Source organism: Pelorhabdus sp. sgz311001, from assembly GCF_055901755.1.
In genome coordinates, this window is sequence record NZ_JBVXUT010000008.1 from 55234 (window position 1) to 71772 (window position 16539).

General features: G+C 45.0%; 12 protein-coding genes and 1 tRNA gene. 12 read left to right on the plus strand and 1 reads right to left on the minus strand.

Features of this window, described 5'->3' with window-relative positions:
- Positions 1-50: 50 nt before the first annotated feature.
- A complete protein-coding gene (locus AC0MXB_RS17365; protein ID WP_474040986.1) occupies positions 51-401 on the minus strand; it encodes a hypothetical protein in 351 nt (116 codons plus the stop codon).
- A 404-nt stretch (positions 402-805) separates the two neighbouring features.
- Between AC0MXB_RS17365 and AC0MXB_RS17370 the strand changes: the two genes are divergently transcribed.
- From AC0MXB_RS17370 to AC0MXB_RS17425, 12 genes are all read left to right on the plus strand, one after another.
- A complete protein-coding gene (locus tag AC0MXB_RS17370) occupies positions 806-1987 on the plus strand; it encodes an acetyl-CoA C-acetyltransferase (RefSeq protein WP_474040987.1) in 1182 nt (393 codons plus the stop codon).
- A gap of 40 nt (positions 1988-2027) precedes the next feature.
- Complete coding sequence (locus tag AC0MXB_RS17375; RefSeq protein ID WP_474040988.1) at positions 2028-2813, plus strand: electron transfer flavoprotein subunit beta/FixA family protein; 786 nt, start codon at positions 2028-2030, stop codon at positions 2811-2813.
- A gap of 14 nt (positions 2814-2827) precedes the next feature.
- Positions 2828-4021, plus strand: a complete 1194-nt coding sequence (locus AC0MXB_RS17380) for an FAD-binding protein (protein ID WP_474040674.1) — start codon at positions 2828-2830, stop codon at positions 4019-4021.
- Between the two features lie 44 nt (positions 4022-4065).
- A complete protein-coding gene (locus AC0MXB_RS17385) occupies positions 4066-4926 on the plus strand; it encodes a 3-hydroxybutyryl-CoA dehydrogenase (RefSeq protein ID WP_474040989.1) in 861 nt (286 codons plus the stop codon).
- 261 nt (positions 4927-5187) lie between these two features.
- The gene (locus AC0MXB_RS17390; RefSeq protein WP_474040990.1) at positions 5188-5847 is read left to right on the plus strand and encodes a carbonic anhydrase; all 660 of its coding nucleotides are present in this window, start codon (positions 5188-5190) and stop codon (positions 5845-5847) included.
- 332 nt (positions 5848-6179) lie between these two features.
- Positions 6180-7478 carry an amidohydrolase gene (locus AC0MXB_RS17395; RefSeq protein ID WP_474040991.1) on the plus strand — a complete coding sequence of 433 codons (1299 nt, stop codon included), beginning with the start codon at positions 6180-6182 and terminating at the stop codon, positions 7476-7478.
- 91 nt (positions 7479-7569) lie between these two features.
- Positions 7570-8721, plus strand: a complete 1152-nt coding sequence (locus tag AC0MXB_RS17400; protein WP_474040992.1) for an iron-containing alcohol dehydrogenase — start codon at positions 7570-7572, stop codon at positions 8719-8721.
- Positions 8722-8877: 156 nt separating this feature from the next.
- Positions 8878-9333 (plus strand): tRNA adenosine(34) deaminase TadA, encoded by a 456-nt coding sequence (gene tadA / locus AC0MXB_RS17405; protein WP_474040993.1) that lies wholly within the window; start codon positions 8878-8880, stop codon positions 9331-9333.
- Positions 9334-9338: 5 nt separating this feature from the next.
- Positions 9339-9428, plus strand: a tRNA-Ser gene (locus AC0MXB_RS17410).
- A 480-nt stretch (positions 9429-9908) separates the two neighbouring features.
- The gene (locus tag AC0MXB_RS17415; RefSeq protein WP_474040994.1) at positions 9909-11594 is read left to right on the plus strand and encodes a sensor histidine kinase; all 1686 of its coding nucleotides are present in this window, start codon (positions 9909-9911) and stop codon (positions 11592-11594) included.
- Positions 11595-11669: 75 nt separating this feature from the next.
- A complete protein-coding gene (locus tag AC0MXB_RS17420) occupies positions 11670-12329 on the plus strand; it encodes a response regulator transcription factor (RefSeq protein WP_474040995.1) in 660 nt (219 codons plus the stop codon).
- Positions 12330-12487: 158 nt separating this feature from the next.
- The gene (locus AC0MXB_RS17425; protein ID WP_474040996.1) at positions 12488-16474 is read left to right on the plus strand and encodes a SpaA isopeptide-forming pilin-related protein; all 3987 of its coding nucleotides are present in this window, start codon (positions 12488-12490) and stop codon (positions 16472-16474) included.
- Positions 16475-16539 lie beyond the last annotated feature (65 nt).

Consider the following 16539-nt stretch of genomic DNA (forward strand, 5'->3'; position numbering starts at 1 on the left):
GAGCCTCCGCCCTGGTATCAGGCGGAGGCTCGCTACATTCATGGCAGCAATTAAGCTGCTGTTGCTTCAAGATGGTCAAGATCCTCGAGTGCCGCAAAGAAAGCGTCGGCATTCTTGTAGAAGTTAGGCAGGCGATAGGTAAAGGCGGCTCTTTCTAAGGAAATGGACAAGTCTTCGTAGCCTGTTTGATCAAGACGCAGGCAGACAAGAAGATGATTTTTCTTGGCCCGTAGGGTTTTTGTTAAGACGAGATTCGTGAAAGTTGCTTCAGCTTCCGTTGTTGTTTCAAAACCCATAGCTTTCAGTTTCGCTTGATAAGCGTTAATTTTATTGTCTATGATGTCTTGGCTCACCGTGAGTTCAGGCATATGCAGGGAATTGAGAAATGCAATGATTGACATAATCATCGGCCTCCTTAAATTTGAGTGATTTGTTATGCTTTGATTATAGTCACGAGTTGGAGTTTCGTAAAATATATATACATTATCATTTCATTGATCCGATTTATGATCTGAAAAGTGTAAAGAATTGCAACAGGTTATTTTAGTGATATTTTTCACGAAAAATTTTCGGAAAATTATAGACAGCATCATAGATTTTGAGTATAATGGGGCTGTAAGCTGGATTGCTGGTATGACCACTTAGTTTGAAAAACGGGGGTATGACCGTAGACAGCTATTTTTTCTTAGACAAATAAGTGAAAAAAATAACAAAGTATCTTTAAAGAAACAAATTTATAGCTCTTCCCAACGGGATAATGTGAAAAAATTCTCAAATAAAACAAAAAATTAGGATGGTGAGTCAATTGAAAGAAGTTGTTATTGTAAGTGCAGTTCGTACGCCTATTGGAAATTTTAACGGGTCATTAGCCTCTTTATCTGCTGTGGAACTAGGTGAGATTGTTATTAAAGCGGCGCTGGAGCGGGCGAAAATTACAGCGGATCTAGTTGATGAAGTCATTATGGGGAATGTTTTACAGGCAGGTCTTGGTCAAAATCCAGCGCGCCAGGCGTCAGTTAAAGCAGGCATCCCGCAAGAAACGCCAGCCTATACAGTGAATAAAGTTTGCGGCAGCGGTTTGAAAACCGTTACTTTAGCAGCACAGGCAATTTTAGCTGGTGATGCTGATGTTATTGTGGCAGGCGGTATGGAAAGCATGTCGAATGCGCCGTATCTATTAGGAAGAGAAGCTCGCTGGGGCTATCGTATGGGTCATCAGAAAGTCATTGATAGCATGATTCAAGATGGACTTTGGTGCGCCTTCAACGACTATCATATGGGAATCACTGCCGAGAATGTGGCAGAAAAATTTGGTATTACCCGTGAAATGCAAGATAAATTAGCGGCTGAGTCACAGCAAAAAGCTATTAAGGCGATTGAAACAGGGGCGTTCAAAACAGAGATTGTGCCTGTAGTGATTCATTCGCGGCGCGGTGATACTATTTTTGATACGGATGAATATCCGAAAGCCGGTACGACAGCCGAATCTGTAGCAAAATTAAAACCGGCCTTCAAGAAAGATGGTACGGTAACAGCGGCAAATGCATCGGGTATTAATGATGGAGCGGCCGCACTTGTAGTGATGAGTGGCGAAAAATGCCGTGAACTGGGTTTGACACCATTAGTGAAACTTACTGGCTACGGCTCAGCTGGCGTCGATCCGGCCATTATGGGAATCGGACCTGTTCCAGCGACACAAAAGGCCTTGAAGAAAGCGGGAATTTCCGTAAAAGATATTGATTTGATCGAAGCCAACGAAGCGTTTGCAGCACAGTTTTTAGCTGTGGGTAATGAACTTGGTTTTGATGCGGCTAAAGTCAATGTAAATGGCGGCGCCATTGCATTAGGTCATCCTATTGGCGCGAGCGGCGCTCGAATTCTGGTATCGCTGATTCACTCGCTGCAACAGCGTGAGGCGAAAATCGGATTAGCAACGCTTTGTATTGGCGGCGGGCAGGGAATTGCCGCTGTCGTGGAAAAGATATAAAGGCAAGTTTTTTGCAATTATACAACAGGAGGCCGAAAGTATGGAAATCGTAGTTTGTGTCAAGCAAGTGCCTGACACGACGGAAGTAAAGATTGATCCCGTAACGAACACGCTCGTTCGCCAGGGAGTACCGAGCATTGTCAATCCTTTTGACAAAAATGCTTTGGAAGCGGCGCTGCAGCTCAAAGAAAAAGAAGGCGGCAAAGTGACCGTCGTCTCCATGGGACCGCCTCAGGCGAAAGACGCCCTGAAAGAATGTTTGGCTATGGGAGCTGATGAGGCGATCCTGATTAGCGATCGCGCCTTCGGCGGCGCCGATACGCTGGCGACAAGCTACACCATTGCCTCAGCCATCAAAAAGATCGCTACCTATGATCTCATTCTCTGTGGCAAACAGGCCATTGATGGCGATACGGCTCAAGTTGGACCGGAAATTGCTGAGCATTTAGGCATTTCCCAGATTACCTGCTGTTCTAAATTCGAAGTGCAGGGCGATACGCTCCGCGTCGAACGCGAACATGAAGAAGGCTATGAAGTGATCGAAGGGAAATTGCCGCTGTTAGCTACGGTCGTGAAATCAGCAAATGAGCCGCGCTTTCCAACGGTACGTGGTACCATGAAAGCCAATCGTAAAGAAATTCCTGTATGGACGCTGGCTGAAATTGAGGTAGATGAAAAACGCATCGGTCTCAAAGGGTCGCCGACACAGGTTAGCAAAATCTTTACCCCTCCTTCCCGCTCGGGCGGTCAGATGATCGAAGCAGAAACGCCCCGTGAAGCCGTGGCAGTGCTTATGCAAAAACTTACCGACGCGAAGGTTATATAAGGAGGGAACAAACAGTGGCAGTAAAAGTAGATCAAGAAATCTGTATCGGCTGTGGCGCCTGTGTGGGAGCCTGTCCCTTCGGCGCGCTGGAAATGCAGGATAATGGCAAAGCTTTTGCAACAGACGCCTGCACAAGCTGCGGCGCTTGCCTATCGGTATGTCCGGTAGAAGCAATCAGCCGGGAAAAAGTAGAATCCTCGGCAACAGTCGATAAGAGTGATTATAAAGGCGTATGGGTCTTTGTAGAACAAACTGCCGGTCAGGCTCGCGGCGTGGTTCATGAACTGTTAGGCCAGGGGCGGATTTTAGCCGATAAATTAGGCGAAGAATTGTCGGCAGTCATGTTCGGCGGTAATGTAGATGAAGTGGCGAAAGAACTCTTTGCGAGCGGCGCAGACAAAGTCTATGCCGTAGAAGGAGAAGAATTCAGTCATTACAATTCCGATGCCTTCACTAGCGCGTTTGTCGATCTAGTCAATACGTATAAACCGAATGTAATTTTATTAGGGGCGACAGTCGACGGCCGCGATCTTGGACCGAGAGTATCCTGCCGAGTCAATGCCGGCCTAACGGCAGACTGTACGAACCTGGATATCAATGAAGATCGATTAGTAGCTTGGACGCGTCCAGCTTTTGGCGGCAACATCATGGCTACGATTGTATGCCCGGATTATCGTCCGCAGATGGGGACGGTTCGCCCGAAAGTCTTTAAGCGTCCCGAGCAAGATTATAGCAAAACGGGCGAAATTGTCCGCTTAAAGAGCAAAGTGAAACCAGAAGAAATTCGGACGAAACTGATCGAAGTGATCAGCGTATGTTCGGCATCGTGCAATATTGAAGAAGCAGAAATTGTTGTAGCAGGCGGCCGTGGCTTGTGCAGCTTGGAAAACTTCAAGCTCATTGAAGACTTGGCAGAAGTGCTGGGCGGAGCCGTTGGGGCGTCCCGTGCAGCCGTTGACGCTGGCTGGAAACAGGCGCTGCATCAAGTGGGGCAGACGGGTAAGACCGTTGCGCCGAAGATCTATTTTGCCTTTGGAATTTCAGGCGCCATTCAGCATTTGGCGGGCATGACGACATCAGATCTGATTATTGCTGTCAATAAAGATCCTGATGCGACAATCTTTAAATATGCCGACTATGGTATTGTGGCAGATGCTATGGAAGTTCTACCGATTTTGATTGAAGAGTTTAAAAAGCTTAAAGCCTAATAAGGTGAGGATAAAACGCTTGTAATCAAGGGAGGATGATCACTATGGATATTAGAAGAGTACTTGTTATTGGGGCTGGACAAATGGGCAGCGGTATTGCGCAGGTTTTAGCGCAAAGCGGCCTGGAAGTTGTACTGCAGGACATTAAGGAAGAATTTGTGCAAAAGGGTGTAGCTGGGATTGAAAAGAATCTGGCGAAACTTGTAGAAAAGGGCAAGCTGACTGCGGAAGAAAAAGGCGCTATTAATCAGCGAATCTGCGGCGTTGTTGAACTTGACAAAGCGGCCTGCAATGTAGATCTTGTCATTGAAGCAGCTGTAGAAAATATGGCGATTAAAAAGACAATTTTTACAACCGTTGATGATTTATGTCCTAGTCATACGATTCTGGCATCTAATACATCCTCTCTGCCGATTACAGCTGTAGCGGCTACGACAAAACGGCCCGATCGTTTTATCGGTATGCATTTCTTCAATCCGGCGCCAGTTATGAAGCTTGTTGAGATTATCAAGGGTTTGGCAACAAGCGAAGAAACGTACCAGACTATTTTTGCTTTGGCGCAGAATCTAGGAAAATCGCCTGTTACGATTAATGATGCACCAGGATTTGCGGGCAATCGGATTATGATTCCTATGATTAATGAGGCGATTTTTGCCTATGCCGAAGGCGTTGCTAGCGTGGAAGATATTGATGCTGTAGCGAAGCTTGGCTTTAATCATCCCATGGGACCGTTAGCGCTTTCTGATTTGATCGGCAATGATACGGTATTGTCGATTATGGAAGTGCTTTACGAGGGCTATGGTGATCCGAAATATCGTCCTTGTCCGCTGCTGAAGAAAATGGTACAGGCTGGCTATTTAGGCCGTAAAACAGGCAAAGGTTTCTACGACTATTCGGCGAAATAGTTGCAGACTAGGCTTATCGTAGTTTTGGCTAGAGCTTTATTTTAGGTTCATAAGTTTTCTAGCAGTCTCATAGTAACTTCACAATAACTCCTATAGTAGTTATAATCGTTCTATTGTAGCTTCATAATAGTCTTTAGGGCAGTTTCCTCTGCATTCAGAGTGAAACTGCTTTTTATTTTCAAATAAAATGTCATATTTTACAGGAAAATAGGATGGAGAAATAGAATTGATTGATAATTCATAAAAAATAGGAGGGCTAAAATGAGAAAATGGGTATCGATGGTAGTTATGATGGCTTTTGTCCTTTGCTTTGCACCGGCGGCATGGGCCAATAGCAGTGACACTGGTGTGAGTGCTGATAAAGCCTTGCAACTTTTGACTGATGGCAATAGCCGATTTGTTGCTGAGCAGCAGAAAGCAAGTAATATTGGTCAGGCGCGACGAACTGAACTGACGAAAGGCCAGCATCCTTTTGCCATTATCGTAAGCTGCTCTGACTCTCGGGTTCCACCAGAGCTGGTCTTTGATCAGGGACTAGGAGATTTATTTGTGATTCGTACAGCCGGTGAAGTTGTTGATGATGTCGCTTTGGGCAGTATTGAATATGCGGTAGAACATGTAGGAGTTCACTTAATCGTTGTTTTAGGTCATGAAGATTGCGGTGCTGTAAAAGCGGCTGTCGCTGGTGGTGAGGTGCCCGGTCATATTGGCGCCATTACTAAGGCCATCGAGCCTGCCGTATTACAAGCTGCTAACCAGTCTGGTGATAAAGTATCTAATACGGTAAAAGCCAATGTAGATTTGATTGTTAAAAAGTTAATGATGACGAAACCGATTATTAGTGAAGGCGTTTCTCATGATTCCGTAAAGATTGCCGGCGCCGTCTATGATCTAAAAACAGGTAAAGTTATTTTTCGATAAAAGGTTATAGAAGCGTAGAAGAAAGCCGCTGTGATTTAGGATTCTAAATGGCAGCGGTCTTTTTATTTAACTTCAATAGGATTGTCATATTTTTGTCATATTTATTTGTTATTCTATAGCCAGAAAGAACAACGGAACACCGGCCGTTAAGGTCGTTCATATAAATCTCATTACTCCTCTTTTGTCCTCTGGCCTCCCCTATGCCTTGAGGACCTTTTTTTGTCTTTACGGGAAAATCTTGAATTGATCTGACGTTCAATGAGGCTTCGTGGTATGCTATAAGCAAAGGTCAGGATACTATCTGTTGTAGATTCGTAGGGGGAGTAAGAATAATGGATCAAATTCATCAATTCGTGCAAGCAATAAAAGACGAAATCATTCAATGTCGTCGCGATTTTCATCGCTATCCCGAGAGTGGTTGGACGGAATTTCGGACGGCAGCGCTTATTGCTCAACAACTTGATAGTTTGGGGTATACGTTGAAACTTGGTGAGGCGGCTGTAAAACAAGAAGCCATGTTAGGCGTGCCAAATGAGGCCGAGCTGGCTGCTCATATGAAACGAGCCCAAGCCGAAGGCGCTGATGAAAAATGGCTGAAACACTTAGCGGGCGGACGGACTGGGATTGTAGCGGATCTTGTTTGCGGTGAAGGGCCGGTAGTAGCGCTTCGGTTTGACATTGACGCCAATGATGTGCAGGAAGCGCAAGATGAACAGCATAGTCCGGCACAAGCTGGCTTTGCTTCCTGTCATGACGGCGTAATGCACGCTTGCGGTCACGATGGGCATAGCGCCATTGGTTTGGCTGTTGCCAAAGTATTGGCGAGTCTTAAAGATCAGCTTGCCGGTACAGTCCGGCTGATTTTTCAGCCTGGCGAAGAAGGCAGCCGCGGGGCGCGGGCGATGGTTGCCGCCGGAGCTGTTGACGGTGTAGATTACATATTAGGACTTCATATAGGGTTTCAGGCCCAGCAAACAGGCACTTTAATTTGCAGTACAGGTAAGTTTTTAGCAACGACAAAATATGATGTAACCTATCGCGGGAAACCGGCCCATGCGGCAGCAGCGCCGGAAGAAGGGAAAAATGCGCTGTTAGCGGCTGCCGCCTGCGCCTTAAATCTCCATGCAATTTCCCGGCATAGTCAAGGCGCGACTCGCATTACTGTAGGAACGCTGCAGGCTGGTCAGGGGCGAAATGTCATTCCGCCGAATGCGCTCATGAAGCTGGAAACCCGCGGTGAAACGAGTGAACTTGATGAATATATGACGACAGAAGCTCGCCGGATTATCAAGGCCGCTGCGGCTATGTATGATGTCGATTGTGAAATCGCCGAAGTAGGCGGTACGAAGAGCGGCGAAAGTAGTCCCGAACTTGCGGCAAAAGTAAAAGCCATTGCTAGTAAGATGGAATTTTTTCAGGAGCTTATCGAATATAGCGCCTTTGGCGCTACCGAGGATTTTTCTCACTTCATGTCAGTTGTACAGGCGGGCGGCGGCCAGGGGACTTATTTAATGCTGGGTTCGGAGCTTGCGGCAGGGCATCATAATAACTACTTTAATTTTAATGAGGAAATCTTAGCGCCTGGTACGGAGCTGTTAGTGCGAACTGTTGATGCGCTCATTGGGTCATGACAAGGAAAACTTTCCTAGGGCTCTAAGCAGGACTTTACGTTTATATCTGCGAAAATCCTTAACAGAAGCAAGATTTTGGGAGGTGCTTGAAGTGAGTTCTTTTGACTTTCATAATCCAGTACGGTTAATTTTCGGCAGAGGAAGACTGGCGGAAATTGGCGCGATTGCTAAAGAAAATGGACAAAAAGCTATTATTGTTACGTCTGGTAGCTCAGGACGAACTGGTCTGCTTGATCGGGTTAAAGGGTATTTGACAGAGGCTGGTGTGACGGCAGTCGTATTTGATAAAGTGAAAGCCAATCCTTTGACGACAACAGTGGATGAAGGCGGTGAAGTGGCACGCAAGGAAGGTTGTGACCTCGTTATCGGTCTTGGCGGCGGCAGTTCTATGGATGCGGCCAAAGCTGTTGCTTTTATGGCTAAAAATCCTGGGAAAGCTGCTGATTATCTTTACGGTAAGCCTGGAATAGGCGCATTGCCGCTGGTGCTTGTCACGACGACAGCCGGTACGGGCAGTGAAGGAAACTGCATCGGGGTTTTAACGAATCCTGAAAATAAAGATAAAAAAGGAATGCGCGGACCGCACTTGTATGCGAAAGCGTCGATTATTGATCCGGAGCTGCTTGTGACGTTACCGAAAAAATCGATTGCTGGCCCAGGTCTTGATGCGCTGTTTCATGCCATTGAGGCGTTTATTGGCCGTCGCAGCAATGATATGACTGCTATGATGGCGCTTCAGGCGATTCGTCTATCTAGTGAAAACTTGCCGCTTGTCTATGAAGATCCGAAAAATCTAGCTGCTTGGGAAAAGGTATCGCTGGCTAATACTTTGGGCGGTATGGCGATTGACAGCAGCGGTACGGCACTGCCTCATGGCATGGAGCATCCCGTAAGCGGCCTTTATGATGCGCCTCATGGTGAAGGCCTTGCTTCGCTTTATGTGGCCATTTTAGAATTCACACTTTCGGCTGTACCGGAGAAATTTGCTCAAATTGCCCAAGCGATGGGAGCCGATATTAGCGGCTTGTCGGTAGAAGCAGCTGCCGCAAAATGTATTGATTGTGTCAAAGAGCTTATGGCCAAAGTTGATATGCCGCCACGTCTAAAGGATTTTGGCGCGAAAGAAGCTGATATTGACTGGCTTACTGATCAGGCGATCAATACGATGCAGGTAAATCTGTCGAATCATCCGAAAACGCCAACCCGTGAAGAGATTCGGGAAATTTATCGTAAAAGTATGTAAGTAAACGATCTGATAATCAGTCAATAAGGAAAGTTTATAGTAGCCGCTGTCAAAGCAAAATTTGGCAGCGGTTTTTTGCGAGTTTTGTGAGTTGAGACTTGCGGAATTACTTTATATGCGATAAAATATTATAGTAACTGTAAAAGAGGATGTATCATGGAAAATAAAGACGTCTTGTATATGAATCTAGCGTTAGACCAGGCAAAACTGGCTGGTGACATAGGCGAAGTTCCCATTGGCGCTGTTTTAGTGCTGAACGATGAAGTCGTTGCGACGGCCCATAATCGACGGGAAACTTGGCATGATGCTACAGCGCATGCGGAAGTCATTGTCATTCGGGAAGCTTGCCAAAAGCTAGGGCGTTGGCGTTTGACGGGAGCAACTCTTTATGTTACTATAGAACCGTGTCCCATGTGTGCAGGCGCTATTGTGATGAGCCGGATTGACCGTGTCGTTTATGGCAGTTCTGACTATAAAGCAGGAGCCGTGGAATCCCTGTTTAACATTGTGCAGCATCCGGGATTGAATCATCAGGTTGACGTGACGGCGGGAATACTTGCTGATGAATGTAGTTCTTTAATGAAGAACTTCTTTAAAAGTCGTCGTAAATAAAATATGGAGAGGTGTCCGAGTGGTCGAAGGTGCTTGACTCGAAATCAAGTGTCCTGTCAAAGGGACCGTGGGTTCGAATCCCACCCTCTCCGCCAATGAAATCAAGGCTTCCAGCAATTTTGCTGGAAGCTTTTTTGTGAATACTGATAATGTATTGTCCATAGAGCTGGTTTGAAGTGCTATCTTTGTAGGATGACTTCAAGTAGCTCTATTTATTTTTTGCGGCTTATGATTCGAATTTTTTAGACTAAACTGATAGGAAATATTTATGTCCAGCACTTTCTACCCATTAATGCAATAGTATTTCGATACTTTGATGCGATCGATCAGTTCAAACACAATATATCTTGTTAAACTATGTGCCAATCCAAGGGGGAAAAAGTGAAGAGATCGAGGAAGTATCGTAGTATAAAAATACAGTTAAAACCAACTGTTTTAAATAAAATACTAGATAAATAACAGGGAGTTTATCTATATCGTAGAAGTAATTAGACATAACGCCAATTTTATGGATATTAGGATTGTGTGCTAGTTACATATATTATTTGTCATAATGGGAAAGGTTAGATTTTATTGTGCTGATTCAAACGTACTATCCTGTCGAGAATATTGCATTCTACTTTAGCGTCATTGCAGTCTTGGAGGCTTTAGCGATCTATACCTGGCAGTTTCGTAAAATGCCAGGCGCTATGGCTGCTTCTAGTGCTCAGGTATGCAAAGCAATTTGGATTTTGACTATGGTACTGTACAGTACCAGTACAACGTTAACTGATAAAGTACTTTGGGTTACTGTTCAGAAACTGGTAGGTTCTGCGCTTGTTTGTCTTTGGGTGATCTTTTCCTGGCAGTTCGGGCAGCGGAAAAACAGAATGGCACCTGTGGCAAAATACAGTCTTTTCGGAAGCTGGTTTTTGATTTGTCTGCTCATCATAATGACGAATTGGAATGGGCTAATTGGGGGAGGCGCTTATCAAGACGGGCAACAAGTTGTTTTTAATTGTAGAATAAGTCAAGCGATTATTATGGGATACAGCCTTTTGTTAGGTTGCATCGCCACATTTTTTGCGCTTCGCTGGATTACTACTTCTGTGGGATTACGACGCAAACAAGCCGTTTGTTACTTTTTTGCTGTGTTAATTTCCTGGGTCAGCTTTTTCATATGGAAGATTTCAGAGCAGCAAGTTAATATAGCAATTCCATTGGGCTTTTTGCTCAATGGAATCGCTGTAACTTGGATATACTATCTCTGGCAGTTTTATAATCTCTTGTCATTAGCGCAATCGGCGGCTATGCAAAATATTGTCGAGGGCCTTTTGATTATTGACGACGAAAATTATATTGTATATGTAAATCCTATAGCAAAAAGAATGCTCAATGGTTTGCCTGTAGTTGTAGGCAGTGAATTTCGGGCAGTTGCAAAAGTTTGGCCGGTTTTGTCTGAGGTGGACGCCACGGTTCATTCTGAGGTTGTCGAAGGAGAAAGAGAACAGCCGGATGGTTATTGTTTTTACCAATTACTCAAGATTCCACTACAATCATCGGGGAACCACTTTCTTGGGCGAATTATATTACTAAAAGATATTACCGAACAAAGGCGAAACCAAGAGCAAATGCTGGAGCAGCAAAGATCAGTAGTAATTATGGAGGAACGGGCCAGTTTGGCTAGGGAGTTACACGATAATCTATGCCAAATATTGGGGTATATAAATATCCAATCCCAAGCGGCAGCAGAATTTACTACCAAGGGACAAACGGCTGCGGTGGTTTCTGGTTTAAGTCGTCTAACTGAAGCTTCCCAACAGGCTTATGACGATGTTCGTCAATACATTCGCGGTGTGCAAACGGAAAAAATGCTAAAAAAAGGATTCGCTGAGATGTTAAGGGAATATGTCGAATGGATCAGAAAAGAGCATGATTTGCAACTTGAACTCGACATAGCGGAAAGTTTTTACCAACGGGAATTGGAGGCTGAGCTAGCCCTGCAACTGCTGCGGATTGTGCAAGAAGCTTTGACGAATAGTCTAAAACATGCGGTAGCAAGCAAGATTTTAATTGCGTTGACAATAGAGGGCGATAAAGTGAGAATTATTGTGGAAGATGATGGTGAGGGCTTTGAGCCGTTTATCGATTTTGAAGGAAAAGGGTATGGTCTTACTAGCATGCGCGAACGCGCCGAAAAATCTGGCGGTGTGCTAGAAATTGCTTCAGAACCAGGGCGAGGTACCAAAGTTGTTGTGACGGTTCCACTAAACAAAGAATAAATGCCTTTACGGGGCGTAGCTCAGCTATGGCCAGCCGGAAAACCGTCGCAGCTATTACAGAAGGGAAGAAAGTTTATGAAAGTATTGCTTGTTGACGATCATAGCTTGTTTCGGGAAGGTATGGCATCCCTTTTGCAAGCTCATGATATTCAAGTTGTCGGTGTGGCAAGTAATGGGTTAGAGGCACTGGAAAAGGCGAGAAATCTTAAGCCAGATGTTATTTTAATGGATATCTACATGAGTGATTGCGATGGATTTGCCGCTACCCGTTTGATAAAAGCGGAAATGTCTGATGTAAAGATTGTTATGCTGACAGCTTCTGAAGAAGACGATAATCTGTTTGATGCCATAAAAAGTGGCGCCTGCGGCTATTTGCTGAAGAAACTTCAGGCTAGGGAACTGATTGAACTGCTTGCTGCATTGGAAAGAGATGAGCCTCCACTAGCACCGGGTCTTGCTATGAAAGTCCTAAAAGAAATTAGCGGTCATGACAATTTCGCAGAAAAAGTGTCAACGGCAGCAGACGAGATGGGAAAGCTTACACCACGGCAGACGGCTATTTTGACTCTTATAGCCAATGGACAGACCTACCGACAAGTAGCGACGGTGCTTTGTTTTAGTGAACGGACAATCAAATACGAAATCAAACAGATTCTGGAGTGTCTTCAACTTAAGAGCCGCAGCGAAGCAATTGCTTACGCCGCCGGAATTGGTCTGGTTGGAAAATCGGAATAAAATGTAAATGGAAGACTGAAGAATAACGAAAGTGCAATCCTAAAACAGTGATTGCACTTTTTTTTGTGCATTTTTGCACTTTCGTACATAGATTTACGTGATAGTTATTTATATTATACGAATAGGAGGAAAACATTGGCGAAAGAGGGAGGAAGACAATGACTGGTTCAAAAATAGCGAACAAAGTTTTAGCCATATTATTGATTTTAGTGATGTATCTGACAAATCCGGCATTTATCGGCCCCATATATGCAGAAAGTACCGGGGTAAAAGAGTCAACTAACAACCTTGAACAGTTTAATCTTGATGCTAAAAAAGATGCAGCCAAGAATACGGCAGTTAATACAGCAACAATAGACAACAACGATTCCAGGCAATTAACAGATGGAGAAAGATTTAATCAGTTTTTTAATAGAATTATTCCTTATTATCTTCAAAACAGGAAAAAACTTGGTTCGGATTGGTTAAAAACAACTGATTTTGAGCTCGCCTTTGATCAAAATTATAAGCCAATGTATTCTTTGACAACAATTCAGCCTTTTGGCAAAGTTAGTGAGAAGGGAGAGCTGTGGTTTTGGCAGGGAAGATATGCTTATCAAAGTGATAATAACACAGCTAACTTCGGTATTGGTTGGCGGAAAATCTCAAAAGATAAGCAACAAATGGTTGGCTTAAATCTCTTTTATGATTATGGGTTTAAGTACAATCTTTCCCGCATTGGGGCAGGCGTGGAATATTTTAATAAATTAGCGGAATATCGGGCTAATATTTATGTGCCGACATCCGGTGATAAGCAAACAGGGGTTGTCTATCAAAACGATGGCATATTATATTCTTACATCAGAGCGGTGCAGGGGCTTGACTACGAGGCAGGCACTTCTTTTACTCATGCCCGCTGGCTAAAACTATTTGCATCAGGTTATTTTTATGATAACAAGTACCGGGATAAAGAAATAGGCTACAGGTTGCGTAGTGTGATGCAGCTGACGCCACGTTTTAGCTTAGAGGCAGGTTATGATAAGTCAAATTTATCAAGAGGTGGCTTTTATGGCAAGTTTACTTATCAATTGGCAAACGGTTTTGGAGCTTCGCTGAAAGATAAAAAGGAGGACAAAGCGCTTGATCTTTCTGGAAAATTTCTGCAAAAAGTTGAAAGAAATAATACGATTAAAACAGAAACTTTCACCAAGTTTGTGGCTTATCAAGGCAGTATCAATGTCAAGGTCGTAAATGCAGGCGATGAGGCGTTACAAGGCGCCAAAGTACAAGCCTACGCAGAGGACGGCAGTATGGTCGGAGCTACGGCGGTGTCAGATGAAAATGGTACAGCGACGATAGGTGGGTTAAATGCAGGTAAGGTATATACCGTAAAAGTTATCTATTTTGATCTGTCGCAGCAAAGTAATCCAGTAACCGTACAAAAAGATCAGACAGTATCAGCTCAGGTTCGAATGCCGATAGCAAGCAATAGTATTCAGGTAAGTGTTCAGAACGCAGCCTTGCAATCTGTAAGTGGGGCTACAGTTACAGCCGAAGCGACAAGCCAGACAGCACAGGTTGCAACAAGCTGGTTGTCAAACCTCTTTGGGATGCAGAAGGCCTATGCGGCAGAAGCACCTTTTTCGCTAACTCTCACTACCGGGGTAGATGGCACGGTGACATTTAAAAATCTGCCGCTGGGAACATATAAATTTACGGCTAAGTATGATGGACAGGTAATCAGCAGTACTCCTTTGAGCGTACAAGCAGGTGGTACGGTGAACACCAATATTGTTATGACGCCAGCTGGCAGCAGCAACATAGGGAGTGCGGTCATTACCATCCAAGATGAAAAAGGTATGGCGCTAAGCGGAGCTACTGTTGATGTGGTGGTAGACGGAAGGACTAAAACGGTAACAACCAATGACCGGGGACTTGGTGTATTTAGTGACTTACCAGCAGGGAATTATACTTTTGTCGTTAGCAAAGCTAATTATGGTTCGCAATCAGTAAGTGCCAAAATTAGCGATGGTATCACGACAGCAGTCACTGGTGTTTTAAGAGCAGAGAGCGGCAGTGCGACAATTACAGTAATGAGTGGATCAAGTCCGTTAAGTGGTGCTGTGGTAACTGTTGATGGAACTTCTCTTACAGGAACAACCAATGATTCCGGGGTGGTAACAATCAATAATATACCGGCAGGTAACTATACATTTACCGCAAGTAAGAACTGGTATATCAGTGCGACATCAGCTAGCACAGCCATAGTTAATGGCGGGACGGCAGCTGTAGCCATTGCGCTTATGCAGCAACCTCAGGTTGGGAGTGTTAGCGTAACCTTGAATGGAACAACGTCAGCGTCAGATTATACTGTAACGGTAAAAGATAAGGATAATGTAGACCATGTCGGAACAGTAAAGAGCGGTAGCCCAACAACGACAATTGGGAATATACCGGCAGGCAACTGCACAGTAACCGTAACAGCGCCAGCTGGTTATAATGCGTCAGTAAATCCGAGCAGCATAATAGTTGAAAATGGCAAAACAGCAACGGTAAGCATAACAAGCAGCTCGCAGCCTGGGGTGCAAACTTACAATATAACGGCAAGTGCAGGAAGCGGAGGAAGTATCAGTCCAAGCGGTGCAACGGCAGTAGTCAGTGGAGGTACTCAGAGGTATACCATAACGGCAGATGCGACGCACACTATCGCCTCAATTACTGTAGATAGTGGCCTTCCGTCGCAGCAAACAGTAGCCGTAACAGCTACAGGGGTAGGCGGATCGCAAAACTATGACTTTACCAATGTAACCGGGGCGCATACCATAACAGCCACCTTTGCGGCGGTGCAAACTTACAATATAACGGCAAGTGCAGGAAGCGGAGGAAGTATCAGTCCAAGCGGTGCAACGGCAGTAGTCAGTGGAGGTACTCAGAGGTATACCATAACGGCAGATGCGACGCACACTATCGCCTCAATTACTGTAGATAGTGGCCTTCCGTCGCAGCAAACAGTAGCCGTAACAGCTACAGGGGTAGGCGGATCGCAAAACTATGACTTTACCAATGTAACTGGGGTGCATACGATAACGGCATCCTTTACGGTACCAACCTATTCAATTACGCTTAACTCCGGAACGGGCGGAACGATTACCGGATCAACCAGCGTGAGCTATGGAAGCAGTCCAACGTATACTATAACGGCAGATACAGGGAAAGCAATTGCTAGTATCACCGTGGATACAGGTACGCCATATGCCGTTTCTGTACCAGTGACAGGGTCACCGCAAACCGTTTCCTTGACGAATGTAACCGGGGCGCATACCATAACAGCCACCTTTGCGGCGGTACCAACCTACAATATAACGGCAAGTGCAGGAAGCGGAGGAAGTGTCAGTCCAAGCGGTGTAACGGCAGTAACCAGCGGAGCTAATCAGAGGTATATCATAACGGCAGATGCGACGCACACTATCGCCTCAATTACAGTAGATAGCGGCCTTCCGTCGCAGCAAACAGTAGCCGTAACAGCTACCGGGGTAGGCGGATCGCAAAACTATGACTTTACTAATGTAACGGGGGTGCATACTATAGCAGCCACCTTTACACTGAAAACTTACAATATAACAGCAAGTGCGGGAAGCGGAGGAAGCATCAGTCCGAGCGGTACAACAGCAGTAACTACTGGAGGTACTCAGAGGTATACCATAACGGCAGATGCGACGCACACTATCGCCACAATTACAGTGGATAGCGGTCTTCCGTCGCAGCAAACAGTAGCCGTAACAGCTACTGGAGTAGGCGGATCGCAAAACTATGACTTTACCAATGTAACGGGGGTGCATACCATAGCAGCCACCTTTGCGGCGCAGGCAATGGCTACTATTACGTTTTCGGTTAGCGATTCACAGTTTAATGATACTCCCAATAATGGTCAATATTGTGTTAAATACATTATTGCACATCTAGGTAGTGATAATAGTACTGTGGTCGCGAGCGTTCAGGTAGTTGGTGGGTTAGCTAGGTTTACATTACCGCCGCTGACTAATGATTATTATGCCTTTTACGGTTCCCCTGATGGAGTACATGGTTATACGACTTATATGCAGGCTGTGGGGCATTCTGGAAGACACGTAGATGCTATAGATTATGGACCACTTACTTTAGAATAGCTCAAGCAGATCTTTAAGCAAAACAGGCTGACAACAATCTAGTATAGTTGCCGCAGGGAAATTCA

Coding starts and splice junctions, on each gene's coding strand:
- AC0MXB_RS17390 (WP_474040990.1), top strand. CDS start 5,188: ATGAGAAAATGGGTATCGATGGTAGTTATGATGGCTTTTGTCCTTTGC.
- AC0MXB_RS17425 (WP_474040996.1), top strand. CDS start 12,488: ATGACTGGTTCAAAAATAGCGAACAAAGTTTTAGCCATATTATTGATT.
- AC0MXB_RS17365 (WP_474040986.1), bottom strand. CDS start 401: ATGTCAATCATTGCATTTCTCAATTCCCTGCATATGCCTGAACTCACG.
- tadA (WP_474040993.1), top strand. CDS start 8,878: ATGGAAAATAAAGACGTCTTGTATATGAATCTAGCGTTAGACCAGGCA.
- AC0MXB_RS17375 (WP_474040988.1), top strand. CDS start 2,028: ATGGAAATCGTAGTTTGTGTCAAGCAAGTGCCTGACACGACGGAAGTA.
- AC0MXB_RS17420 (WP_474040995.1), top strand. CDS start 11,670: ATGAAAGTATTGCTTGTTGACGATCATAGCTTGTTTCGGGAAGGTATG.
- AC0MXB_RS17385 (WP_474040989.1), top strand. CDS start 4,066: ATGGATATTAGAAGAGTACTTGTTATTGGGGCTGGACAAATGGGCAGC.
- AC0MXB_RS17395 (WP_474040991.1), top strand. CDS start 6,180: ATGGATCAAATTCATCAATTCGTGCAAGCAATAAAAGACGAAATCATT.